Origin of the sequence: Acidipropionibacterium virtanenii (assembly GCF_003325455.1) — a bacterium.
Taxonomy (GTDB): Bacteria; Actinomycetota; Actinomycetes; order Propionibacteriales; family Propionibacteriaceae; genus Acidipropionibacterium; species Acidipropionibacterium virtanenii.
Genome location: NZ_CP025198.1, coordinates 537,263 through 560,868 on the forward strand (window position 1 = coordinate 537,263; position 23,606 = coordinate 560,868).

A 23,606-nucleotide genomic window follows, 5' to 3' on the forward strand; every position below is an offset into this window, starting at 1 on the left:
CATGGCAGTCGGAAGGGATGACAACTCGACCACCAGAGTCCCCCGTTCGGGACGATTCGGATTCTGGTCGATGCTGCTCCAGTGGCTGGCGCAGTCCGGCTCGATCTCGCAGTTCGTGCTCGGTGCCACCCTCGGCCTGGGAATGTCCCTCAAGGGCGCCTTCCTGTCGTTCACTCTCGGCGCGGTGGTGCTGGAGGTCGTCATCTTCGCGATTGGCGCCGCCGGGCAGCGCGAGGGCATGAACATGACCCTGCTCACCCGGTTCGCGGGCTTCGGACGCAACGGCTCGGCCCTGGTCTCCCTGGTCATCGCCGTGAGCCTGGTCGGCTGGTTCGGCGTCCAGAACGGCATTTTCGGCAACTCTCTTCATGAGATGGCCGGTGGACCGGCATGGGTCTGGTGCCTGATCGCCGGTGCGGCCATCACCCTGCTGGTGATGTACGGGTTCCGATTCATGATGGTGTTGGCCAAGATCTCCGTGCCGCTGTTCTTCGGCCTGGTCGGGTTCTCCGTCTGGCAGGCCCTGTCCAAGCACTCCATGCACGAGCTGCTCACCAGTCCGGTGGCCGGGGAGCCGATCACCATTTCCGCGGCCGCGACCATCATTGCCGGCGGCTACATGACCGGGGCCATCACCAGCCCCGATATGACCCGGTTCAACAAGAAGCCGTGGCACGTCATCATCCAGTCCTCCTGCTCGATGATTCTCTCGGAGTACATCGTCGGGATGACCGGCGTGCTGCTGGGACACATGGCCGGAAGCGCCGATGTCTCCAGCATCGTGCTCGGATCCTCCGGGTTCATCGGGCTGATCATCGTCATCCTGGCCACCGCGAAAGTCAATGACTGGAATCTGTACTCGTCGTCCCTGGGCATCGTGAACTTCATCCAGAACGTCTTCAACAAGAAGGTGCAGCGCGGCCTGGTCACCATCATCGTCGGCGTGGCCGGTACCATCCTGTCGGCGCTCGGTTTTCTCGACCACTTCAAGGACTTCCTGTCGGTCCTCGGCGTGGCCATCCCCCCGGTCGGCGGCATCATCGTCGCCGAGTACTGGTTCATGCGGCGACTGCGCGCCCCGCTCGATGAGACCCGTGAGGCCGAGGTCATGCCGAACCGCGTCGCGACCTGGGTGCCTGCCTCGCTGGCGGTGTGGGCGGTGGCCTTCTGCGTCGGCTACTTCGTGCCCTGGGGCATCCCGACGCTGAACTCGCTGGGCACCGCGCTGATCCTCTACTGCATCCTCGGGTCGGTGGGCCTGGTGCGTCCCACCGGATGGGTCCGGATGGACCAGAGGACGGGTGCCGAGATCGATGACGCCGAGCCGGCGACGCCGGAGGCCGCACGGCCGGGGAGCACCGTCGTCTCCGAGTAGGACGCCGTCGTCACGAAGAACAGATCAAAGGACGAACATGAATATCAGGAATGCTGAGAACGAGGTCGTCGACCTCTGTCAGGAACTCATCAGGATCGATTCCTCGAACCCCACCTCGGACGAGGCCGAGGCCGCCACCTGGGTGGCAGGCAAGCTACGTGAGGTCGGGCTGGAGACCGAGCGGATCGAGTCCGCGCCGGGGCGCGCCTCCGTCTTCACCCGGATCAAGGGATCGGACGCCAGTCGTGGCGCGCTCATGCTGCACGCCCACACCGACGTCGTGCCGGCCGACCCGGCCGAATGGGAGCATCCGCCCTTCGCCGGTGAGATCCACGACGGCTTCCTGTGGGGGCGCGGCGCAATCGACATGAAGGACACCGCCGCGGTCTACCTGTCGGTGGCCCGTGAGATCGCCCGCAGCGGATTCGTGCCGCCGCGCGATCTGGTGTTCGCCTTCCTGGCCGACGAGGAGGCCGGCGGCGCATTCGGCAGCCACTGGCTGGTCGACAACCGGCCGGACCTGTTCGACGGAGTCACCGAGGCGATCGGCGAGGGCGGCGGGTTCTCCTTCCCGATCGACGACACCCGCAATCTGTACCCCATCGAGACCGCCCAGCGCGGTCAGGCGTGGTTGCGGTTGAAGGCGACCGGGCGGGCCGGTCACGGCTCCTCGCCGAACGACGAGAACGCCGTGACGAGGCTGGCACAGGCTGTTGCGGCGATCGGGGAGCACAAGTTCCCCGCGCACCTCATCGACGCCGTGCATACCCTGGCGCACACCTACGCCGAGCTGATGGGCCAGCAGTTCGACGACGATGACATTGAGGGCTCGATCGACCGCCTCGGCGTGGACGGCCACGAGCTGCTCGACGTCATCTCGCACAACTCCGCCAACCCGACGGTGCTGGTGGCCGGGTACCAGACCAATGTGATCCCCGGGACGGCGGAGGCCAGCATCGACGGCCGGTTCCTGCCCGGTCAGGAGGACGCGCTCCTCGCCGAGATCGACGCGTTGCTGCCCGAGGGCGTCACCCGCGAGTTCATCCACGAGGACACCGGAATGGAGACGCCGTACGAGGGCACCCTCGTCGATGCCATGGTCGCCGCGATCACCGCCGAGGACCCGAACGGGACGACCGCGCCCTACTGCAACGCCGGAGGCACTGACGCCAAGGCCTTCTCCGAGCTGGGAATCCACGGCTACGGATTCAAGGCGCTGAAGATGCCCAATGACATCAACTACACGCATCTGTTCCACGCCGCCAACGAGCGGGTGCCTCTGGACGGCCTCACCTTCGGATCCAGAGTGATCGGCAGACTCGTGGAGACCTGCTGAGGCGGGCCTGATGCATATGCGCTCGACATCCCGGTAGCCGAGGCGTCAGCCAGGACAGGCCTGAGGCCGGCCCCATCTGGGGGCCGGCCTCAGGAACTCTCGGCGCGGACGCTTCTCGATATGACGGTGCTCAATCAGGGGGCGGGGGTGGCCTCGTCCTCCGTGTCCTCCTCGGCCCGCTTGCGCGGACGCACCCGGAACCAGTACCAGAGGCTCACCACGGCCAGGAACGGGGCGCCGAACACCAACGTCAGGTTGAATGACGAATCCGTGAACGGCGTCGAGAGCAGGAGTTGGTGGCTTCAATTTTCACGCCGCCCTTGCGACCTTGACGAAGGGTTCCTCAACGGAGAGGAACGAGACATCGTGACGGCCCTGTCCGCGATGAACAGTCAGCTGCCTCAATGAAGGTCCCCCAATAGAGAGGAGCGACGTCACCAACAGACGATACTCGGCAAGAGCTTCAGCGAAGGGCTCCTCAATGAAGAGGAGCGACCGAGATGGCGGAGCACTCCATCGAGCAGTGGCACCGGCCTCAACGAAGGGCTCCTCAATGAAGAGGAGCGAAGACGCCGTTGGCATCGCGGACGATGGTGTGGCCCTGGCCTCAACGAAGGGCTCCCCGGTAAAGGGGGAGCGACGACCTGGCGGTGGGCACGGAGGTCACCGCCATCGGCACGCCTCAACGAAGGGCTCCCCGGCAAAGGGGAGCGACTGCATAGGCGGACATGAAGGCCGAGCTGGCGAACGGGCCTCAACGAAAGGCTCCCCGGCAAAGGGGAGCGACACAGGGCCACGTGACCGGCCGAGCCGCCGGTGTCGCAGCCTCAACGAAGGGCTCCCCGGTAAAGGGGAGCGACGTCCGGTGCGCACAGCCTCCATGAAACCGGGGCCGCCTCAACGAAGGGCTCCCCGGTAAAGGGGAGCGACCCGATATTCTGGAGTTTGTGCACGAGTATGGCAAGCAGCCTCAACGAAGGGCTCCCCGGTAAAGGGGAGCGACCTCCTGCGCGGGCCTGTGAGATGTAAGATTCTTGTTGAAGCCTCAACGAAGGGCTCCCCGGTAAAGGGGAGCGACGCACGGCACCATTGATTCCATCCGGGGGCCCCAGGGTGCCTCAACGAAGGGCTCCCCGGTAAAGGGGAGCGACCGGGAACCCGGTTCTGGCCGGCGGCGGAGCGTTCGAGCCTCAACGAAGGGCTCCCCGGTAAAGGGGAGCGACCTCGGCGCGTCGGCATTCTCCCCGGAGGAATAGGTGCCTCAACGAAGGGCTCCCCGGTAAAGGGGAGCGACAACTACTTCGGAGGGATGCACCGATGAGTGCTGTCCTGCCTCAACGAAGGGCTCCCCGGTAAAGGGGAGCGACGGACTCGATGGTGCCCGACAGGAAGCGATCGACGAAGCCTCAACGAAGGGCTCCCCGGTAAAGGGGAGCGACTGGCCGGTGCGGCGGCGAACCCGGGGGAATGACAGCCTCGCCTCAACGAAGGGCTCCCCGGTAAAGGGGAGCGACCTTAGCCGTAATTCATGGACATGTCAGACTCCCATAAGGCCTCAACGAAGGGCTCCCCGGTAAAGGGGAGCGACACGGCCAGCCACAATCACAGCAGCCGTCGGTGCCGTCGCCTCAACGAAGGGCTCCCCGGTAAAGGGGAGCGACTCGAACACGTGGGCGTTCCGGGCGATGCAGTCGCTGGCCTCAACGAAGGGCTCCCCGGTAAAGGGGAGCGACTCGCGTCTGGGCCAATGACGACAACACGGACACGAAGCCTCAACGAAGGGCTCCCCGGTAAAGGGGAGCGACCGCCGGTGCCCCACGACAGTATCCCCGACCATCTCGCCTGCCTCAACGAAGGGCTCCCCGGTAAAGGGGAGCGACTCGACTCCGGGGAGGTGTACAACGAGCTCCTGCTGCCTCAACGAAGGGCTCCCCGGTAAAGGGGAGCGACTCGGGATACCGCATGCCTCGTCGAGGATGGCCAAGACGCCTCAACGAAGGGCTCCCCGGTAAAGGGGAGCGACCCAGTTGCAGGCGGACACCGAATCCATGTTCAACGGGCCTCAACGAAGGGCTCCCCGGTAAAGGGGAGCGACTTGGCCGGTCGGTCGGCCGTCCTTGGTGGTCGGCATGCCTCAACGAAGGGCTCCCCGGTAAAGGGGAGCGACTCGGTACCACAGCCACCACGGCCAAGGCTGGCAAGCCTCAACGAAGGGCTCCCCGGTAAAGGGGAGCGACGCCTGATCAGCATCAGGAACATCGGCCCGGGGGAGCGGCCTCAACGAAGGGCTCCCCGGTAAAGGGGAGCGACTCGAGGACATGCCCTACTTCCGGGGAGCCGCCGTCAAGCCTCAACGAAGGGCTCCCCGGTAAAGGGGAGCGACACATCCACGGGTCCACGCCGTGCCACGATTGATTCTTGCCTCAACGAAGGGCTCCCCGGTAAAGGGGAGCGACGGTGGCGCCGGTCACGATGTCCCACAGTCGCAGCACGCCTCAACGAAGGGCTCCCCGGTAAAGGGGAGCGATATCATCGTCGCCGTGGCATCGGGTGTCGCGTGCCATCAGCCTCAACGAAGGGCTCCCCGGTAAAGGGGAGCGACTTGAGAATCCCTCCGCCGGTAAGGCCAAGGCCCTTAAATGCCTCAACGAAGGGCTCCCCGGTAAAGGGGAGCGACTTCCACCTGGAAGACGTGGAAAATTCTTTGTCCGGGCCTCAACGAAGGGCTCCCCGGTAAAGGGGAGCGACCGTCCCGATGCGAAGTGAAGGTTTTCGGTGGCTCTGCCTCAACGAAGGGCTCCCCGGTAAAGGGGAGCGACGTGCCATCGGTGCGATCCCCTCGGCCTCCTCGACGTCGCCGCCTCAACGAAGGGCTCCCCGGTAAAGGGGAGCGACCGTCGTGCCTCTCGGAGTGGATGCCATGCCTTCAGGGCCTCAACGAAGGGCTCCCCGGTAAAGGGGAGCGACGCCATCGCCGGTGTACCCGCCGTGCCGGAAGCCCGGAGCCTCAACGAAGGGCTCCCCGGTAAAGGGGAGCGACAACATGCTCGGCGGCAATCAGCCGGCCGTGTTCAACCTGCCTCAACGAAGGGCTCCCCGGTAAAGGGGAGCGACCCGCATCAGCCACTCGACCCGCTCTTCCGGTGTATCGCCGCCTCAACGAAGGGCTCCCCGGTAAAGGGGAGCGACACAGCGAATGCGACACGGCCGACAATCCGGCCGAGCTTGCCTCAACGAAGGGCTCCCCGGTAAAGGGGAGCGACCCGCATCAGCCACTCGACCCGCTCTTCCGGTGTATCGCCGCCTCAACGAAGGGCTCCCCGGTAAAGGGGAGCGACACTGCCGTGCCGCGAATTCGGAGGCGAGGAAGGCGCAGCCTCAACGAAGGGCTCCCCGGTAAAGGGGAGCGACGGGAACGGATTCGCAAACCAGAGATAGGCGAACTTGCCTCAACGAAGGGCTCCCCGGTAAAGGGGAGCGACTATCGATCACCATTTCGTAATCATCGGACACGAAGCCTCAACGAAGGGCTCCCCGGTAAAGGGGAGCGACCTGCCCAGTCGGATTCCCGCTCTTGTCAGTGGGGCAGCCTCAACGAAGGGCTCCCCGGTAAAGGGGAGCGACCCCCGAGCCGTTGGGGACCTGCTCGTCTGCTGGAACAGCCTCAACGAAGGGCTCCCCGGTAAAGGGGAGCGACTTCGCGGCAGCCTTCGGGGTGATGACGCCGGCCGGGCCTCAACGAAGGGCTCCCCGGTAAAGGGGAGCGACGTGATGGCGCGGCCGACCAGATGGTCCAGCCCGGACTCGCCTCAACGAAGGGCTCCCCGGTAAAGGGGAGCGACCTGGACGAGCTGGAGGTGTTGCCCTCGATCTGCCGGCCTCAACGAAGGGCTCCCCGGTAAAGGGGAGCGACTCAGCCTTCAGACGGAAGTCCGCCTGAGCGGTCTTCGCCTCAACGAAGGGCTCCCCGGTAAAGGGGAGCGACAGCGGTCTCGCGGAGCGGGTCCTGACAAGCAGTCCAGCACCCCTCCGCGAGAGTCCATCGTAGCGCTGCACCGCCCGCGCACCCCGGTGGCTTCTGAACTCCCGGCATCCATCCACTGACAAGGCCGGATGAAGGCGCGAGTGGTTACCGGGAATCCGCGGAGCGGGGGACCTCTCGCGGGGGGGTCAGATGATCATCGACCCGTCTCCGACGATGTAGCGGGAGTGACCCAGCCACGTGACACCCCGGTTGTCAGCCGTCTTCTTCAGACCTGCTGATCTGGGTCGGGACCCGGGGCTCGGCCTCCAGCCTGGCTGTGACAGCCGTGATCGTGTAGGAAGCAGGGGTGTCATTTCCGGTTTCCTACACGCTTTGCGCCGTGGGCCGTCGCAGTGGCGCTTCCCCTCACTGGGTCCGGTCTTGACCTCGCGGGTGTCGCGATGATGCCAGCTGGCAGGGTTACCTCGCGTACGCCGGGCGACCTCGATCGGACAACAGGTACATATGTACACACACTTGTACTTCTGTGTTCGTCTGGTTAGCATCGTCCCCAGACGCAGCACCCAACGGTTCGGCGCGATGGAGCGGTGATGAGGCGGTGACGATGACTTCCAGCTTCCAGCTGGGCCAGGTGGCCAGGCTCTACTACGAGGACGAGCTCACCCAGAGCGAGATCGCGGGTCTGCTCGGCATCCAGCGCGTCAAGGTGAACCGCATGCTCGCCGAGGCTCGCCGCACCGGCGTCGTGTCCATCACCATCACCACCGGGGAGGAACGTCCCTTCATCGCCGAGGAGCGCCGTCTCGCCGAGCGCTTCGGGCTCACTCGCTGTTGGCTGTCGGCGTCCTCGGTCTCCGAAACCAAGACGGGAACGGCTGTCGCCCGCACCGGCGGGCAGGCCCTGGTCGAGTTGCTCACCACGGCGTCGACCGTCGTCGTGGGCCTGTCGAGGGGGGTGGTCTCCGCCGCCCGGCAGATGCCGGCCCTGGCCGCCGACCGTCATCCGGCGGTGATCCCGCTGGGAGGCAGCTGGGGACGCAGCTGCGACGGGATGTCCCCCCACGAGCTCGCCACCGTCCTGGCCCACAACGCCGGTGGCACATCACGCTCCTACCCCGCCCCGATGCTGGCCGGGAGCCCGGCCTCGGCCCGGGCCTTCCTCTCCGACCCTTCCGTCACCGCGGCCCTGGACATCACCCGTGGTTCCGACACCCTGATTGTCGGCGTCGGCGGGGCACCGGGAAGCCCGCACAGCCTGCTCTCCTCCCTCATATCCGACGACGACGTCACCGATCTCCTAGCCAAGGGCGCGGTCGGAGACGTCTGCGCCCGCTACTTCGACGCCGCCGGCAGGGCGATCCCCTCCGACGTCGACGCCCGGGTGATCGGCATCGACCTCAACGAACTCGTCACCATCCCACGACGCATCGGCATCGCCTACGGCCCCCGCAAGCTCAACCCCTTGCGAGCCGCACTGAAAGGGGGAATCCTCAACGGCCTGGTCACCGACGTCCGGACCGCCCGGACACTGCTCGACTGACCTGCGACCCCCGACCCCGCACCCCTCTCCGAATCCCACCCTCCCCGAATCCCACATCTCACAAGGACGTGACATGAACGACTACGTCATCGGAATCGACATCGGCACCGGCTCCACCAAGGGAATCCTCGCCGACACCCGGGGCACCGTCGTCGCGGAGACGCGACGGATGCACGACACCTCCTTCCCGAAGCCCGGATATGCCGAGCACGACGCCGACGACATCTGGTGGGCCGACGTCATCAGCATCTGCCAGGAGTTCGCCGGCCGGCTCGATGGGCACCCGCTGGCCGGTCTCACCATCTCCGGCATCGGGCCGGTCCTCCTGCCCACCGACGAGCACGGCCGCCCGCTGCGCCCGGCGATCCTCTACGGCGTCGACACCCGCTCGGCGCGCGAGATCCTGGACCTCTCCGACCGGCTGGGCCGCGACTCCATCCTGCAGACCTGCGGTAACAACCTCACCTCCCAGTCCACCGGTCCCAAGGTGCTGTGGCTGCGTCGCAACGAGCCGGACATCTGGGCACGCACGAAGATGTACTTCATGGCGCACACCTACTGCGTCTACCACCTCACCGGCGCCTATGTGTTAGACCACCTGGCCGCCTCGATGTGCGACCCGCTGTACTCCCCGTTCACGCACGACTGGGTGCCGGGCTGGCTGGAACAGATCGCCCCCGGCCTCCAGATGCCCGAACTGAAATGGTCCAACGAGGTGGCGGGGCACCTCACCGCCGACGCCGCCACCCTCACCGGGCTGCCCGAGGGCACCCCGGTCGCGGTGGGCTCGGTCGACGCCTTCGTCGAGGCCCTGTCGGTCGGGGTCTCCGAGCCCGGGCAGTGCATGCTCATGTACGGCTCGACGATGGTGGCGGTCAATATCTCCGACCGCGCCATGATCGGCCCCGACCTGTGGTCGTGCTCGGGACTTCTGGAGGGCACGACGAACCTGTCGGGAGGGATGTCCACCACCGGTTCACTCACCACGTGGGTGGGCGACCTCACCGGCGGCGGCTACGCCGAACTCACCGAGGAGGCCGCCAACGCCCTCCCCGGATCCAACGGTCTGATCTGCCTGCCCTACTTCTCCGGGGAGCGCTCGCCCATCGCCGATCCGGACGCCCGCGGCCTGCTGTGCGGCCTGACGCTGACCCACGGCCGCGCCGAGATCTACAGATCGGCCCTGGAGGCCACCGGCTACGGCTCCCGGCACCTGCTCGAGACGATGCGCGACGCCGGCTGCGACGCCCGCACATACGTCGCGGTTGGCGGGGGCACCACTGGCGGACTGTGGCCCCAGATCATGAGCGACATCATCGGCATCACCCAGCAGATCCCGAAGGTGACGATCGGCGCGGCCTACGGCGACGCGCTGCTCGCTGCCATGGCCACCGATCATGCCGACACCGCCACCCGGTGGAACGAGATCGACCGGGAGGTCGCCCCGAACCCGGGCAACCAGGAACTCTACGACGAGTGCTTCCTGATCTACCGGGGCCTGTACTCGGCCACCGCCAACTACATGCACGCCCTGGCCAACCTGCAGGTCTGAGCCGGCATCACCAACCACCTGCGAAGGAGCAGATATGAGCAGAGAAGTAGTCCTCGGTGTCGACGGAGGAACGACCGCCGTCAAGGCCGTGGCCTTCGACCTCGACGGCGAGATCATCACCAGCCACCACGAGTCCGTCCCCGTCCAGTACGGCCGCCACGGCGAGGCCGAGCAGGACATGAACCTCATCTGGGAGGCGGTGGCCGATTGCATCCGCGCCGTCGCCGCCGTCCTGGAGCCCGACGACGTCGTGGTGTCCGTCGGACTGACCGGCCAGGGGGACGGCGCATGGCTGATCGATGACGCCGGGGAGCCCGTTCGCCCCGCCGCCACGTGGCTGGACGGCCGGGCCGGGCGGCGGGTCAACCAGTGGATGCGCGACGGACGAGCCGCGAAGGTGCTGGGGGTCACCGGCACCACCGTCTTCGGCGGCCTCTTCCCGGTGCTCATGGAGGAGCTGCTGGAGGACGATCCCGAACGGGCCGCGCGCGCCACCACCCAGTTCAACTGCAAGGACTGGATCCGGTTCAAGCTCACCGGAGAGCGGCTCACCGACTACACCGAGGCGTCCCGCTCCTACCTGGACGTTCGCGACGTCTCGGGCTTCTCCACCGACCTGGCCGAGCAGCTGGGCCAGCGCGAGCTCGTCGACCTGCTGCCGGAGGTGCGGGCCGCCGACGCTCCCGGCGGGGTGCTGAGCGCTCAGGCCGCCGCACGGGTGGGGCTTCCCGCCGGCACCCCGGTGGGCATGGGCATGATCGACGTCGCCGTCACTGGTATGGGTCTGGGGACCGTCGACGACGGGCAGGGCTGGCTCATCCTGGGCACCACCGGCTTCGTCGGCACCCTGCTGCCCTCGGTGGACCGCCGCCGCTCCCAGAACTCGATGGTGCTGGCCACCGGGCGCGGGCGTCAGGTGCTGGAGTTCATGGCGCCGATGACCGGGACCCCCAACCTCGACTGGATCCGCGACACCCTCGGCCTGTCCGGAGTGTCCTGGGCCGAGATCGAGCGCCGGGCCAGGGCCTCGCGGCCCGGCGCCAACGGCGTCGTCTACCTGCCCTACGCCTCCCCCGGCGGCGAGCGGGCGCCCTTCATCGACACCGCCGCCAGCGCCTCCTGGATGGGAATGTCGCTCACCACGACCCCCGACGACGTGCTGCGCAGCGTCTACGAGGGGGTGGCCTTCTCACTGGCCGACTGCGTGCGGACCCTCGACATGACAGGCAACCTGGTGGTCTCCGGGGGCGGGTTCCGCTCCGACCTGGTCTGCGAGATCCTCGCCGACGTCACCGGCCAGACGGTGGTGCGCCAGGACGCCCCGGAGGCCGGGGCGCGCGGGGCCGCAGTGCTGGCGCTGGTCTCGGCCGGCCGGTGCGCCGACCTGGAGGAGGCCTCCCGGGCGCTGGCCTGCCCGGTGGAGAGGTTCGAGCCCGACGCCGACCGCGGCCTGGTCTACCGCGCCACCAAGGCGGTCTACCTGCACGTCCGCGAGGCCATTCGGCCGGCCTGGCCGGTGATGCGCGGGCTGCGCGAGCAGGTCGGGGAGAACGACTCATGACAGGAGAACAGGACATGGCACTCGACGTGCTGCTGGCCACCGACCATTTCGAGACCACCAGGGTGCTGGAACGCGCCCTGCTCGCCGAGCTCCCCGACGCCAGAATCTCGGCGATCTCCTCCGACTGGCCGATCACGCCGATGGCCGACATCGAGGAGGTCCACGAGGCTGCCGGCGACGTCGACGCGCTCATCGCGGCGCTGGAGGGCAAGCAGGTGTGCTTCAGCCACGCCTTCCCGGTGACCGAGCGGGTGCTGGACGCCTGTCCCCACCTGCGGCAGGTGACGATCTGCCGGGGTGGCCCGGTCAACGTCAACCTGGAGGCCGCGACCCGCCACGGCGTCGCAGTGACCTTCGCCCCGGGGCGCAACGCCACCTCGACCGCCGAGCACACTGTGGCCATGATCATGGCCGCCGTCCGGCAGATCCCTGCCCACGACGAGCTGATGCGCTCGGGGGCCTGGGAGGGCGACGCCTACCGCTACGACCGGGTCGCCATGGAGATCCGCGGCAACGACGTCGGCGTCATCGGGTTGGGGGCGGTCGGATCGCGGGTGGCGGCGATCATGGCGGCCATGGGTGCCCGCGTGCACGTCTTTGACCCGTGGGCCGACCCGTCGCGGCTGGGGCCGGGGATGGAGCTGGTCGACACTATGGAGGAGCTGCTGGTCGCATCCCGGATCGTCACGATCCACGCCCGGGTCACCGCCGAGAACCACCACATGATCGCGGCCCCCCAGATCGCGGCGATGCCGGAGGGCTCGGTCCTGGTGAACTGCGCGCGCGGCTCCCTGCTGGACTACGAGGCCGCCTGCGACGCGCTGGAGTCGGGCCATCTCTACGGCGCGGCCTTCGACTGCCTGCCCAGCGAGCCGCTGCCGGAGGGGTCCCGGTTGCTTACCGCGCCCAGGCTCGTCCTGACCCCCCACATCGGCGGCGCCTCGAAACAGGCCGCCGAACTCGCCGCCTCGATCGGGGCCGCCGACATCGCCGCCTTCGCCCGGGGCGAGCGACCCGTCCACCTGGCCAATCCCGAGGTGCTCGACAGCTGAACCCCGCCCGCCCCGGTCATGGCAGATCGGAGCAGGCCCACCACACCTTCGAAGGAGTTGCATCATGATGCTGGAAGCCGAGAGGCAGAGCGTCGTCGACGCATGCCATGTCATGCAGAACAAGGGGCTGGTCGTCGGGACCGCCGGAAATGTCTCGATCCGGGTCGACGACCTGGTCGTCATCTCACCCTCGGCGGTGCCCTATGAGGAGCTCACCGCCGCCGATGTCTGCGTCCACCGGCTCGACGGCACCCCGGTCGAGGCGCGCCTCAAGCCCTCCTCGGAGCTGCCGCTCCACCTCAGCGTCTACCAGGCCACCGACGCTGGTGGGATCACCCATAACCACGCCCCGGCGTCCACCGCGATGGGCCTGGTCTGCGACGAGGTGCCCTGCTCGCACTACTACTCGGCGATGTTCGGCGGCCCGATCCGGGTGGCCCCCTACGCCGAGTTCGGCACCGACGACCTGGCCCGCAACGTCACCGAGGCACTGGCCGGCCGGAAGGGGGCGCTGATGAGCAACCATGGGGCGATCACCACCGGCCCGACCCTCGCCAAGGCGCTGGATCTGCTGCCCTACCTCGAGTACATCTGCGAGGTGCAGCTGCGCGCCATGTCGACCGGCCGGCCGGTCAAGACCCTGTCGGCCGAGCAGATGGCCGACGCCGGGATCGGGATCTCCGGCTACACCCCGGCAGCGCTGAACACCGACAAGTCATGACCCCGGCAGACACCGACAGGGAACCCTTCCGGGTGCCGAGGATCTCCTTCGGCACCTGGCAACTCGACGACGACGCCGCGGCCCGCTGCGTGGCCGGAGCGCTGCGCGACGGCTACCGGATGGTCGACACCGCCATGCGCTACCACAATGAGTACGGGGTCGGGCGGGGCGTCCGGGAGTCCGGGGTGCCCCGCGAGGAGATCACCGTCGTCACCAAGCTGAGGGCCGGGGACCAGGGAGCCCTACAGACCACCCGGGCCTTCCACGCCAGCCTGCGCAACCTCGGCCTGGACCGGATCGACCTCTACCTCATCCACTGGCCGGTTCCGCGGCTCGACAAGTACATCGAGTCCTATCGGGAGATGATCGATCTGCGCAGGCAGGGGCTCGTAAAGGCGCTCGGCGTCTCGAACTTCCCACTTGCTCATCTCGACAGGCTGGCCGACGCCGTCGGCGAATATCCGGTCATCAACCAGTTCGAGATGCATCCGGGCTGGCCGCAGGCCGAACTGGTGGAGGGATGCCGGGAGCGCGGCGTCATCCCCCAGGGATGGGGGCCGCTGGGCCGGGGACAGTTGGACGCGGGCCGGGCGCTTCTGGAGGATCCGGTCCTGCGCCAGGTCGCCGAGGATCACCGCACCACCCCGGCATCGGTGTGCCTGGCCTGGATGGCCGGGCGCCGGGTGAGTTGCGTGGCGAAGTCCTCCCACCCGGACCGATGGCGGGCCAATCTGGCCGCCGTCGGCATGACACTGAGTGACGAGGAGATCGCCCGGATCGACGCCGTGCCGCAATTCCGGTGCGGGAAGAACCCACTGATCGACGAGGAGTACTGACCATGACCGACGGAGTGTCCATACGACTGGGACGACTGTTCGACCGGACGTCCAACAGATCGTTCATCGTGGCCTTCGACCACGGAATGTCGCTTCCACTGGACCCCGCCCTGGGGAATCCGGTGAGGCTGCTGGAGCGCATCGCCGCCGGGAATCCCGACGGAATCCTGCTCAACAAGGGAATGCTCGCCCAGGCCGGGCACATCTTCGCCCGCCGAGGTGCCCCCGTTCCGGTGCTGCGCGCCGACTGGACGCCACTGGACGCCGCCATGAAACAGGAGCAGGGCGAGACCCATCGTGTCGTCGCCACCCCGTCCGAGGCCTTGGCGCTGGGAGCCGGAGCGGTGTGCACCTTCCTCATCGGACGTCCTCGGGCTGAGGGCATGTACTACGACAATGTGGAGGCGCTGGCCGGCTATCTCGAAGGGGCCCACCGGGCCGGGCTCCCGGTGATCGTCGAATGCACCCTGTGGGGGCTGCGCAACGAGAACCAGAAGGATCCGGCGCTGCTGGCCCAGGTGTGCCGCACCGCCGCCGAGCTCGGCGCTGACGCCGTCAAGACCGAATACGTCGGGGACCGGCGCGCCGAGGAGAAGATCATCGCCTGTGTGGGCGATATCCCCGTGCTCACCCTGGGCGGCGCGAAGGGAGATGACGACGCCGTGGCCCGGGCCGCGGGAGAGGCCATCGGCTCGGGAGCCCGGGGACTCATCTTCGGACGCAATGTGTGGCAGGCCGACGACATCGACTCCCGGCTGGCCACGTTCGCCCGGATCACGCACTCCGGGGCGCCTTCGGAAAGGATCGAATCATGAGAGGCGCAGTCTTCCTCGGCCCGGGCGAGTTGGAGCTCCGGGAGATCCCGGACCCCCGTCCGGGCCCCGGCGACATCCTGCTGCGGACTGGGGCGAACACGGTGTGCGGCACCGACGTCCGCATCCTGCGTGGGGAGAAGTCCGCGGGGATCGACGTCGGCGTGGTCCTCGGCCATGAGATCTCCGGCCATGTCGTGGAGGTCGGTTCCGAGGTGACCGGATTCTCGGAGGGGGACCTGGTCGGCCTGGACCCGGCCGTCTCCTGCGGGGTGTGCCCGTACTGCGTCGCCCACCTGGAGCAGCTGTGCCTGGAACCGCGGATCTTCGGCTACCGCCTCAACGGCGGCCTGGCCGATTACGTCCTGGTGCCGGAGCTGGCGGTGCGACGCGGGTCGGCCTTCGTCGCCGATCCCGCGCTGAGCGCCGCGGAGGTCGCCCTGGCCGAGCCGCTGGGCTGCGTCCTCAACGGGGCGCGGAACTACCGACCCGGGATCGGCACTACCGTGCTCATCATGGGGGCCGGGCCCATCGGGCTGCTTCACACCCAGATCAACCGGCTCGCCGGGGCGTCACGGATCATCGTCTCCGACGTCTCGGCCTCCAGGATGGAGGTGGCCCGGCAGCTCGGCGCCACCGACGTCGTCGACCCGAGCCGGACTGACATCGCCGAGTACTGCCGTGAGGTCACCGGCGGCCTGGGAGCCGACATCGCCGTGGTGTGCGTGGGGCGTCCGGCACTGGTCAATGACGCCCTGCGCTCGGTGCGCAAGAGGGGCCGGGTGAGTGCCTTCGCCGGATTCCCGAAGGGGGAGGCCGGGGCGGCGTCAATCGATCCGAACCTCATCCACTACGGGGAGATCGAGGTGTACGGGGCCTCCAATGCCGCACGCCAGCAGCATCAGCAGGCGCTGGACCTCATCGCCTCGGGTGCGGTGGATGTGAAATCGCTGGTGACCAACACCTTCGCGCTGGCCGACGTGAAGGAGGCCATCGAGTACTCGGCATCAGGAGCGGGGATCAAGGTGGCTGTGGTGCCGGACTGAGGGCGTGGCCATTGAGGGCTCACTCCGTGTCGTCGACCCCTGGGTAGTGGACGCCGATCTGCCGGCGGATCTCGTCGAGGGTCTCCATGAGGGCGATGGTCTGGTCGATGGGCTCGACCGGGCTTTCGGTGCGGCCCTCGCGGAGGTACCGCTCGGCGGCGAGGGCCCCGTACTGCGTGCCGCGGCCCGCTATCGGGGTGCGGTAGTCCTCCAGGATGGTGCTGATCCATGGCGGGTTCTGGCGTCCGCGGTATGACCGGGGACACTTGGCGTCGTTGGCGCAGCATGGCGCCGATGTGGGCCACTACGAGCTGATCGAGCCTGATTCGGGGGTCTTCGGGACGCTGGAGAAGAGCATCGAGGAGTGTTCCTCATCTGAATCTGACCGTAACCCATGAGGGCCCTGCGAGGAACGGCATCACGCTGGGGGCTCGCCCGCGGTTATCGGGGGGAGTCGCTTCCTGTGGATATTCTGACGCCATGTCGAGCGTCGAACCGGGCCATCAAAAGAGGCCGACAATCCGGGATGTGGCGGCAGCGGCCGGCGTCTCGAAATCCCTCGTGTCACGCGCGTTCGTGGATCCTGGCCGAGTGGGTGCAGAGAGTTTCCATCGCATCATGAGCACTGCGGAACACCTCGGGTTCCGGCCCAGTTGGTCGGCGCGCGCGCTGAACAGCTCCGACGGAGGGTTCATCGGCATTGTGATGTCAGATCTGTACTCCGCGGCCCTGGCTCCGATTGTCGTTGGCGCCTACCGGCAGCTCAGGGAATCGGGCCATGAAGTATTGCTGTCGACGGCCAGCCTGAGCCAGCCGGGCGCCGATCGCACTTTGGAAGAGGCCCAGGTCGCGTTCATCCATGACTTGCGGCCATCCAGCCTCCTGATCGTGGGCGCGGTGCGCGATATGCGCTCTCTGGGACCGCTGGCTGCTCAGGTGCCCACTGTCGTCGCCGGATCCAGAGAGGTGGATCTGCCCGTCGCGGCCGAGGTGTTCACCGATGACGTGGCCGGAATGGATGACGTCATCACACACCTGGTCGGGCTGGGGCATCGCGATATCGCACATATTGCTGGAATCGGCCGGGTGGGTGTGGCGCGAGCTGCCGCCTACGAGAAAGCTATGGCCAGACATGGGCTGGGGGCTCACACGCATGTCGAATGGGGAGATTTCGAGGAGCACGCCGGATACCGCTCGACGCGAGAGTTCCTCGCGTCCGCCAGTCCTCCCACTGCGATCACGACTGCCGGCGACCCGGCTGCGGCCGGTGCTCTCGCCGCTGTACGCGAAGCTGGAGTGGATGTCGCGGTGGTTGGTTACGGCAACGCCCCACTCGCGGGTTACGGCCTGATCCAACTGACGACCGTCGATCCGGACAATCAGAAGATCGGTGCCGCCGCGGCATCGGCGCTCCTGGCGGCCCGACCGGGAGACGACGCCGCCCGACAGATCCGGATCAGGCCCCGGCTTGTGGTGCGGTCCTCCGCAGGGCGCTCACGGCCGTGACTTGCGGGAACGATTCGTCAGAGCACTTGATCGAAGGGTATTGACCTCACATTTAGGCGAGCGTATGTTGTGGACCGGTCCACAAAGATGGACCGGTCCACCTCAGGTGGGCTGAAGCCACGATGTGGTGGCGTCGGTGCAAGAGAGTCTTGTGGAGGTTCTCCGTCAGCCAGGGACGTCGTGGTACCGGTACGAAAGAGGAGAGGATCGATGCGCACAGTTACTGAGCGCTATGACGTTGTCGTTGCGGGCGGGGGGATGGCCGGAGTCTCTGCGGCAGTCGCCTCGGCTCGGCACGGAGCCAAGACGGTGTTGATTCAGGACCGTCCCGTCCTCGGAGGTAACTCCTCCTCGGAGGTCCGGGTGACTCCCCATGGCGCGGCAGCCTTCCACGGTTACGCACGAGAGACCGGCGTGATCGCCGAGGCGCTGATTCAGGACAGGGTCGTCAATCACGCGAAGATCTGGGAGGACGGCTGGACGAACTCGGTGTGGGACATGGTTCTCTACGACATGGTCGTGCGGACCGAGAATCTCACATTGGAGCTGAACACCGGCGTTGAGAGCGCCACGGTCGAGGATGGCCGTATCACCAGGATTCAGGCGCGCACCTGGGGAGCGGAGCTCATCCGCGACATTTCAGCCGATGCGTTCATCGACTGCACCGGAGACGGGACGCTCGGTGAGCTGGCCGGAAATCCGGGCCGCCAGGGCATGGAGGCCGGCAGCGAGTTCGGTGAGACCTACGCGCCGCGTGAGGCGACACCAGACACCATGGGTTCGACTCTGTGCTTCAAGACCGTTGACACGGGCGCTCTCACCGAGTTCCACGCGCCGGACTGGGCCGTCCGTTATGACGATCAGAGATTCTTCGCCGATGGAGGGCGCAAGGTCCCGCACCTTGAATGCGGGTACTGGTGGATTGAGCTCGGTTCCCCGTGGGATACCCTCTATGACAATGAGACGCTGCGCCACGAACTGACGCGCCATGTGCTGGGTATCTGGGACTACCTCAAGAACCGTGATCCGTACTGGTCTCCCCGAGCCGCGACGCTGGCCTTGGACTGGGTGGGGCAGATCCCTGGTAAGCGGGAGTCCAGGCGGCTCGAGGGCAGGCACATCCTCAGAGAACAGGATCTGGTGGAGAACCCGGCCTTCGGGGACGAGGTCGCCTTCGGCGGCTGGTACATGGACCTGCACACGATCGGTGGTCTTCTCAAGGAGGTCGCCGAACCCACTACGGCGAACCAGTGGGGGGATCCGCACGCGGCATCGATGGGGAGCAAGTACGTCGGACCGTTCTCCATCCCGCTGTCATCGTTGACCTCTCAGGCACTCAGCAATCTGTTCTTCGCCGGCCGCGACATGTCCGCGACCCATGCTGCGCTCTCGGCGACCCGCGTCATCGGCACCTGCGCCTCGATGGGGCAGGCGGTCGGCGTCGCCGCCGGACTCAACCACGGAGCTGAGAACGTCGGTGATGCCGCTATGGCCAACGTCGCCGAGATCCAGCAGACGCTGCTGCGCGACGGTGCCTTCCTGGTGCATGTGGCCAATAGAGATCCGTTGGATCTGGCCAGGACTGCCACGGTCACGGCCAGCTCCTCAGCTCTGGTCACAGGCGTCGGGCCGTCCTCCCTGAGCCACCTCGGGGGAGTCGACTACTGGAAGGACTACCCGCTCTTCCCCGCGACCGGACGCCTTGAGAGACGGACCGCGCAGTGGATCATCCGTGGTGCCGGTCAATCTCTCGACACGATTGGTCTGGCCCTCTCGAACCACGGCGATTCCCCGACGACGGTCAGGGCCTGCCTGTATCCGGCCACTGACATCTGGGACTACCGGTCCAATGTCGGCGAGCCGCTGGCCTCCACTGAGCTGACGGTGCCTGTCGGTGGTCCCACCTGGGTGGACTGGGATGTCGCGCTGCCGTCCAGTGGCGAGGAGGTCAGCTACGTCCGAATCGATCTTGAAGCGTCTCCGGACGTGGAGTGGCACATATCTCCAGCGGTTCTGCCGGGCCAGATCGCCACGTATGAGGACCGCCCCGGTCACTATCGCCGCTTCGGATCCGGTCAGACGCTGTCCTTCCGTGTCAACCCCGCCCAGCGGGGGTACGAGCCGCAGCAGGTCATTTCCGGCGAGGCGCGTCCGCACCGCTCCACCAACGAGTGGCGTTCTGATCCTGCCTACCCGTTGCCGGCATGGCTGCAGCTCGCCTGGGGCTCGCAGAAGACGATCCGTCAGATCCAGGTGACCTTCCCCGGTCACCTGCTTCGCGAATACCACGCATACCCGCCCTTCTTCCGGGATCCGCAGACACTGCGCGACTACGAGATCCAGGTCGCGGGAGCGGATGGGTGGCGCACGGTGGTGAGGGTTCAGGGCAACACCTCCACCCGCGTGGTGCATACGCTGGAGACTGCTGTGACCACGGACCAGTTGCGGCTCGTCTGCCTGGCAACCAATGGGGATCCTTCTGCCGGTGTCTACGAGATCCGCGCCTATGAGGACCCGGTCTGCACCAGGCCCGCATACGCCGGCCATGAAGTGGCCGTATGAGTGCAATCCGGTGTTCGGATCGGATCCGGACGATTTCCCGTTGAGATTCTGACTCCTCGGTCCGGGTCCGGTTGACCATCCGGACCCGGACCGCGAGGGGCCATCTCAGGCCATTCTTGGATAAAGTTTCGACGATAAGGAATGTCGCCGTATTCTAGGCGTCGAACTATTCGATATACGACAATTCAATACGCTTGCTGTGTGAAACGGACCAGCGTTGGTCCACCAGTAATATTGGTGCCCTTAAGGAAGAGTGGCATAAAATGACAAATACTACGGTAAGACCGGACATGTCATCCGAACGAGAAACCGTTGTTGTTCACAGTCGTCGTGGCATCCTCAAGTATCTGGAAGAGAATCCTCGTAATACACCGCGTGTGGGGATCCTGTTCGCGATCGCGATGACCTCTGTCTTCGCTGACGCCTACGATCTCGGAAGCCTGAGCATCGGCGTCACGTCGATGACGAATGACCTCCACCTGACCCCGACCGAGGTCGGCTTCATCACCGCGTCCACCGCGCTGGGAGCGTTGGTGAGCGCGTTGGCGGGTGGAATCATCTCCGACCGTACGGGTCGGTACAAGCTGTTCATCATCTGCGCCGTGCTGCTGACCATCGCACCGATCGGCGTCTGCTTGTCGATGAACTTCTGGATGGCCCTGTTCTTCAGGGTGCTCCTGGGGGTCGCCGTTGGACTGGATATGCCAGTCGCCTTCTCATTCATGGCGGAGCTGCTGACCAAAGAGACGAACGCCAAGTTCATCAATTTCTGGCAGCCGGTGTCCTCGTTCTCCAACATCCTGGGTGTAAGCATCGCTCTTCCATTCGCGCTGAATGCCGTCACGTCGCACATCTGGCGCTTCACGGTCGGTTTCGGTGCGGTGATCGCCATCGTCGCGTTGGTCCTGCGGCTGAAGTATTCCGAGGAGTCCCCGCAGTGGTCGGCCAAGCACCAGAGTCTGGAGCAGGCGGCCAGGGTGCTGGGGAGCACCTATGACCTCGACGTGGTGGTCGAGCCCGATGACAGCGATGACGCCCTGGTCGACGAAGAGAAATCCAAGTACGGGGTCAAGGACCTCTTCCGAGGTCAGCAGCGACCCAAGACCTTGCTGGTCTCCATCTGCGCGTTCGCGCAGCAGCTGCAGTACTACGGCGTCGGGTTCTACATCCCGGTCATTGCAGCGATGGTCTTCGGCAAGGACATGGTCTCCACGATCACCGCCACGATCTGCGCTCAGGGGCTCGGCATGATTGCGGGCCTGCTGGGGGTCAGGCTCACCTCCCGACTCGGCCTTCGCCGCCTCGGGCTCGTGGGATATGGGCTCGTCCTGGTCTGTCTGGTGTGGATCGGCCTCGTCGGTGTCGGTGGAGGGCAGGACCCGTCCTTGCTTCCCGTGTTCCTGGTTGTGTTCCTCCTGGCTGGTACCTCGTTCGGGCCAGGGCCGCTGTCGAAGACCTTGGCGGCTGTCGCGTACCCGACCGAGATCCGTGGAGTCGGAACCGGCTGGTCCGAGACCATGGGCCGTATCGGCTCGGCGCTCGGCCTGTTCTTCTTCCCGGTCGTCCTGGCCGCGATCGGTATCAAGTCCACGATGCTCCTGATCGCAATCTGCCCAACGGTCGCGATCATCGCCCTTCTGACGGTGCACTGGGGAAAGAAGGCTGATCGACAGCATAATTTGGTGACACCGGAAGCAGGGTGATCTTGAAGTAGAAAAGTAACGACTCGGTTCCGTCGGATGACGGAACCGAGTCGTTGCGTACCAGGGGTCACTCCGAAACTGGCCCCGCTCGTACGTGGACACCGTCGCATGGATGCGCGTGCCCTTGGGGTGATCACTCAACGGAATTGAGGTTGGGCATGGAGATCTCAACGAGGGGCTCCAGCTCTCGGGGGGTGACGAGACGGCCAGGTCAGCTGATCATCCCCACGCCCTCACGTGCTGGCAGCGAATCCGCCTCGTCGACGCGGACCCCCCGGTCCGCGAACTCGGCCAGCAGCTCGGTGCTGGGAAGACGGTCGGTCAGGACGGTGAATCGATCGTCCCACGGGACCAGCGCGACGGGTGCGTTGGCATTGAATTTCGTGCTGTCGGCCAGCAGCACGATGTTCTGGCAGATACCGATCAGGGCCCGCTTGATCTCTTTCTCGATATCCAGCGATGCATAGATTCCGCGTGCGTCGAGGGCGGCAGCGCCCATGAAGAACGTCCCGGCCTTCAGCTCCCGTGCGGCCGTGAGCGCAGAGGATCCGATGAATGCCTGACTCCGTCGATACAGTTCTCCACCGAGACTGATCGTGGTGACATTCGACCGGTTGAGCATCAGATTGAATACCGGCAGAGAGTGGGAGATCACTGTGCCGCGAAAGGTCTCCGGCAGTGCGCGGGCGAATTGGTAGGCGGTGGTGCCGGCATCGATCACGATGACGTCCTGATCACCGACCGCCTGCGCCGCGGCGCGCGCGATGACCTCCTTCTCCATCGAGTTCACGATATTGCGTCCGAAGAAATCCCTGCTGCCGTCCGTCACCGCTCTCAAGGACACGAGACCACCGTGGACCCGTCGCGCCAGCCCGAGTTTCTCGATCGCCGCTGCGTCACGACGGATCGACATCTCCGAGACCTGGAAGTGGTTGGCGAGGCTGGTCGTGCTGGCGAAACCGAGCTTGCTCAGACGCCGGAGGATCGCGGCCTGGCGTTTGCTGGGGGTGCGCGTCGTCTCTCTGGACGGTTCCGTCATCGCCTGACCTCTTCCATGGATGGGACCATATCCCACGACGCCCACCGGCCAGGTCGGGCAATGGCTGGTGGTGTCGCGGGATGGTATGCGTGCCTACTCGCCGTCCTGTGTCCTCGATCCCGGAACGACGACCTTGAACACGGCATCGGCGTCCTCGCTCCCGAAACCGAGTGCATGCGCCGCGACCAGCTGCGACAGACCGGATGCACCGACAGGAGCGGGGATTCCGCGGCGTGCGGCGATGTCGACGGCGAGCCGGACATCCTTCAGCGCGAGGTCCACACCGAAGCGATTCCCGAAGTCCCCGTTCATGATCCACGGGAGCCGCAGGTCGGCCTGGGCCGACCATGCCCCTGTATTACGCAGGGCATCGACGAATGCCTCGTCGGTCACGCCGCATTCCTTGCACAGCGCATACCCTTCCGACATCACGGCGAGATTCGTCATGCCGATCATGTTCGACACGATCTTGAACGAGGTCGACGCCTCGACCGATCCCATGTAATGCACGCCTTCGCCGATGCACGCGAAGACGGGTTCGAGCGGCTCGAGCAGCTCTTCCTTGCCTCCGACGAACAGCGGGAGGGTACCGGCCTCCGCCTGGGCCGGCCCCTTGCCCAGGGGGCAGGCGACGAAGCGCCGGCCGCTGCTCTCGACAGTCCTCTCCAATGCTGACGCCGTCGCCGGGTCGATGGTGGACACGTCCATCCAGAGGGTGTCGGCGGGTGAGGAGCCGATCGCGTCCCGGTAGACGGCGGTGACGGTCTCGGGCATCGGCAGGCTGGTGATGACGAGGTCCGCGTCGGCGACGGCGGCAGTGGCGCTACCCCCGTCGGCGGCACCGGCGTCGACGCACGCCTGGACGGCCTGGCGGCTGAAGTCGGAGACGGTGACGTCGAATGCGTCGTCGCGAGCAAGGTTCTTCGCGATACCGCCACCCATCCGTCCAGCGCCGATGACAGTGATTCTACGGATCATGC

Annotated in this window: 15 protein-coding genes and 1 CRISPR repeat array; of the genes, 13 read left to right on the forward strand and 2 right to left on the reverse strand. The window is 66.4% G+C overall.

All coding sequences use genetic code 11. The annotated features are described in order from the left end of the window. Nucleotide 1: 1 nt before the first annotated feature. From JS278_RS02395 to JS278_RS02460, 13 genes are all read left to right on the forward strand, one after another. Complete coding sequence (locus JS278_RS02395) at nt 2-1,375, forward strand: cytosine permease (protein WP_114043797.1); 1,374 nt, start codon at nt 2-4, stop codon at nt 1,373-1,375. 37 nt (nt 1,376-1,412) lie between these two features. Beyond that, complete coding sequence (locus JS278_RS02400) at nt 1,413-2,711, forward strand: M20/M25/M40 family metallo-hydrolase (RefSeq protein WP_114043798.1); 1,299 nt, start codon at nt 1,413-1,415, stop codon at nt 2,709-2,711. Nucleotides 2,712-3,171: 460 nt separating this feature from the next. Then, nucleotides 3,172-6,696: direct repeats of the CRISPR family, unit length 36 nt; unit sequence GCCTCAACGAAGGGCTCCCCGGTAAAGGGGAGCGAC. Between the two features lie 604 nt (nt 6,697-7,300). After that, nucleotides 7,301-8,236: a sugar-binding transcriptional regulator gene (locus JS278_RS02405; protein ID WP_114043799.1), complete on the forward strand. Its 936-nt coding sequence runs from the start codon at nt 7,301-7,303 to the stop codon at nt 8,234-8,236. A 73-nt stretch (nt 8,237-8,309) separates the two neighbouring features. Next, nucleotides 8,310-9,788: an FGGY-family carbohydrate kinase gene (locus JS278_RS02410; protein ID WP_114043800.1), complete on the forward strand. Its 1,479-nt coding sequence runs from the start codon at nt 8,310-8,312 to the stop codon at nt 9,786-9,788. A 34-nt stretch (nt 9,789-9,822) separates the two neighbouring features. After that, the gene (locus tag JS278_RS02415) at nt 9,823-11,349 is read left to right on the forward strand and encodes an FGGY-family carbohydrate kinase (protein WP_114043801.1); all 1,527 of its coding nucleotides are present in this window, start codon (nt 9,823-9,825) and stop codon (nt 11,347-11,349) included. 14 nt (nt 11,350-11,363) lie between these two features. Next, on the forward strand, nt 11,364-12,401 hold the full coding sequence (locus JS278_RS02420; RefSeq protein ID WP_114043802.1) for a 2-hydroxyacid dehydrogenase: 1,038 nt from the start codon (nt 11,364-11,366) through the stop codon (nt 12,399-12,401). A gap of 64 nt (nt 12,402-12,465) precedes the next feature. Further along, nucleotides 12,466-13,122 carry a class II aldolase/adducin family protein gene (locus tag JS278_RS02425; protein WP_114043803.1) on the forward strand — a complete coding sequence of 219 codons (657 nt, stop codon included), beginning with the start codon at nt 12,466-12,468 and terminating at the stop codon, nt 13,120-13,122. Continuing rightward, nucleotides 13,119-13,958 (forward strand): aldo/keto reductase, encoded by an 840-nt coding sequence (locus JS278_RS02430; protein WP_114043804.1) that lies wholly within the window; start codon nt 13,119-13,121, stop codon nt 13,956-13,958. The genes JS278_RS02425 and JS278_RS02430 overlap by 4 nt, the downstream gene beginning before the upstream one ends. A gap of 2 nt (nt 13,959-13,960) precedes the next feature. Continuing rightward, a complete protein-coding gene (locus JS278_RS02435; RefSeq protein ID WP_114043805.1) occupies nt 13,961-14,773 on the forward strand; it encodes a class I fructose-bisphosphate aldolase in 813 nt (270 codons plus the stop codon). Continuing rightward, entirely contained in the window at nt 14,770-15,816 is a 1,047-nt protein-coding gene (locus tag JS278_RS02440; RefSeq protein WP_114043806.1) for a zinc-binding dehydrogenase, read from the forward strand. Before JS278_RS02435 ends, JS278_RS02440 begins: the two co-directional genes overlap by 4 nt. Nucleotides 15,817-16,296: 480 nt before the next feature. Further along, entirely contained in the window at nt 16,297-17,322 is a 1,026-nt protein-coding gene (locus JS278_RS02450) for a LacI family DNA-binding transcriptional regulator (RefSeq protein WP_114043807.1), read from the forward strand. A 210-nt stretch (nt 17,323-17,532) separates the two neighbouring features. Then, the gene (locus tag JS278_RS02455) at nt 17,533-19,884 is read left to right on the forward strand and encodes an FAD-dependent oxidoreductase (RefSeq protein ID WP_114043808.1); all 2,352 of its coding nucleotides are present in this window, start codon (nt 17,533-17,535) and stop codon (nt 19,882-19,884) included. A gap of 290 nt (nt 19,885-20,174) precedes the next feature. Beyond that, a complete protein-coding gene (locus tag JS278_RS02460; protein ID WP_181833806.1) occupies nt 20,175-21,587 on the forward strand; it encodes an MFS transporter in 1,413 nt (470 codons plus the stop codon). A gap of 211 nt (nt 21,588-21,798) precedes the next feature. Here JS278_RS02460 and JS278_RS02465 read toward each other — a convergent pair whose 3' ends face one another. Next, nucleotides 21,799-22,626: a DeoR/GlpR family DNA-binding transcription regulator gene (locus JS278_RS02465; protein ID WP_114043810.1), complete on the reverse strand. Its 828-nt coding sequence runs from the start codon at nt 22,624-22,626 to the stop codon at nt 21,799-21,801. A 93-nt stretch (nt 22,627-22,719) separates the two neighbouring features. After that, nucleotides 22,720-23,604 (reverse strand): NAD(P)-dependent oxidoreductase, encoded by an 885-nt coding sequence (locus JS278_RS02470; protein WP_114043811.1) that lies wholly within the window; start codon nt 23,602-23,604, stop codon nt 22,720-22,722. Nucleotides 23,605-23,606: the final 2 nt, after the last annotated feature.

Excerpts from the sequence above, each read along its gene's own strand:
- JS278_RS02415 (WP_114043801.1), top strand. The coding sequence starts at position 9,823 with ATGAGCAGAGAAGTAGTCCTCGGTGTCGACGGAGGAACGACCGCCGTC.
- JS278_RS02395 (WP_114043797.1), top strand. The coding sequence starts at position 2 with ATGGCAGTCGGAAGGGATGACAACTCGACCACCAGAGTCCCCCGTTCG.
- JS278_RS02420 (WP_114043802.1), top strand. The coding sequence starts at position 11,364 with ATGGCACTCGACGTGCTGCTGGCCACCGACCATTTCGAGACCACCAGG.
- JS278_RS02470 (WP_114043811.1), bottom strand. The coding sequence starts at position 23,604 with ATGATCCGTAGAATCACTGTCATCGGCGCTGGACGGATGGGTGGCGGT.
- JS278_RS02430 (WP_114043804.1), top strand. The coding sequence starts at position 13,119 with ATGACCCCGGCAGACACCGACAGGGAACCCTTCCGGGTGCCGAGGATC.
- JS278_RS02400 (WP_114043798.1), top strand. The coding sequence starts at position 1,413 with ATGAATATCAGGAATGCTGAGAACGAGGTCGTCGACCTCTGTCAGGAA.
- JS278_RS02410 (WP_114043800.1), top strand. The coding sequence starts at position 8,310 with ATGAACGACTACGTCATCGGAATCGACATCGGCACCGGCTCCACCAAG.
- JS278_RS02450 (WP_114043807.1), top strand. The coding sequence starts at position 16,297 with ATGTCGAGCGTCGAACCGGGCCATCAAAAGAGGCCGACAATCCGGGAT.
- JS278_RS02440 (WP_114043806.1), top strand. The coding sequence starts at position 14,770 with ATGAGAGGCGCAGTCTTCCTCGGCCCGGGCGAGTTGGAGCTCCGGGAG.
- JS278_RS02425 (WP_114043803.1), top strand. The coding sequence starts at position 12,466 with ATGATGCTGGAAGCCGAGAGGCAGAGCGTCGTCGACGCATGCCATGTC.
- JS278_RS02465 (WP_114043810.1), bottom strand. The coding sequence starts at position 22,626 with ATGACGGAACCGTCCAGAGAGACGACGCGCACCCCCAGCAAACGCCAG.
- JS278_RS02435 (WP_114043805.1), top strand. The coding sequence starts at position 13,961 with ATGACCGACGGAGTGTCCATACGACTGGGACGACTGTTCGACCGGACG.
- JS278_RS02405 (WP_114043799.1), top strand. The coding sequence starts at position 7,301 with ATGACTTCCAGCTTCCAGCTGGGCCAGGTGGCCAGGCTCTACTACGAG.
- JS278_RS02455 (WP_114043808.1), top strand. The coding sequence starts at position 17,533 with ATGCGCACAGTTACTGAGCGCTATGACGTTGTCGTTGCGGGCGGGGGG.
- JS278_RS02460 (WP_181833806.1), top strand. The coding sequence starts at position 20,175 with ATGTCATCCGAACGAGAAACCGTTGTTGTTCACAGTCGTCGTGGCATC.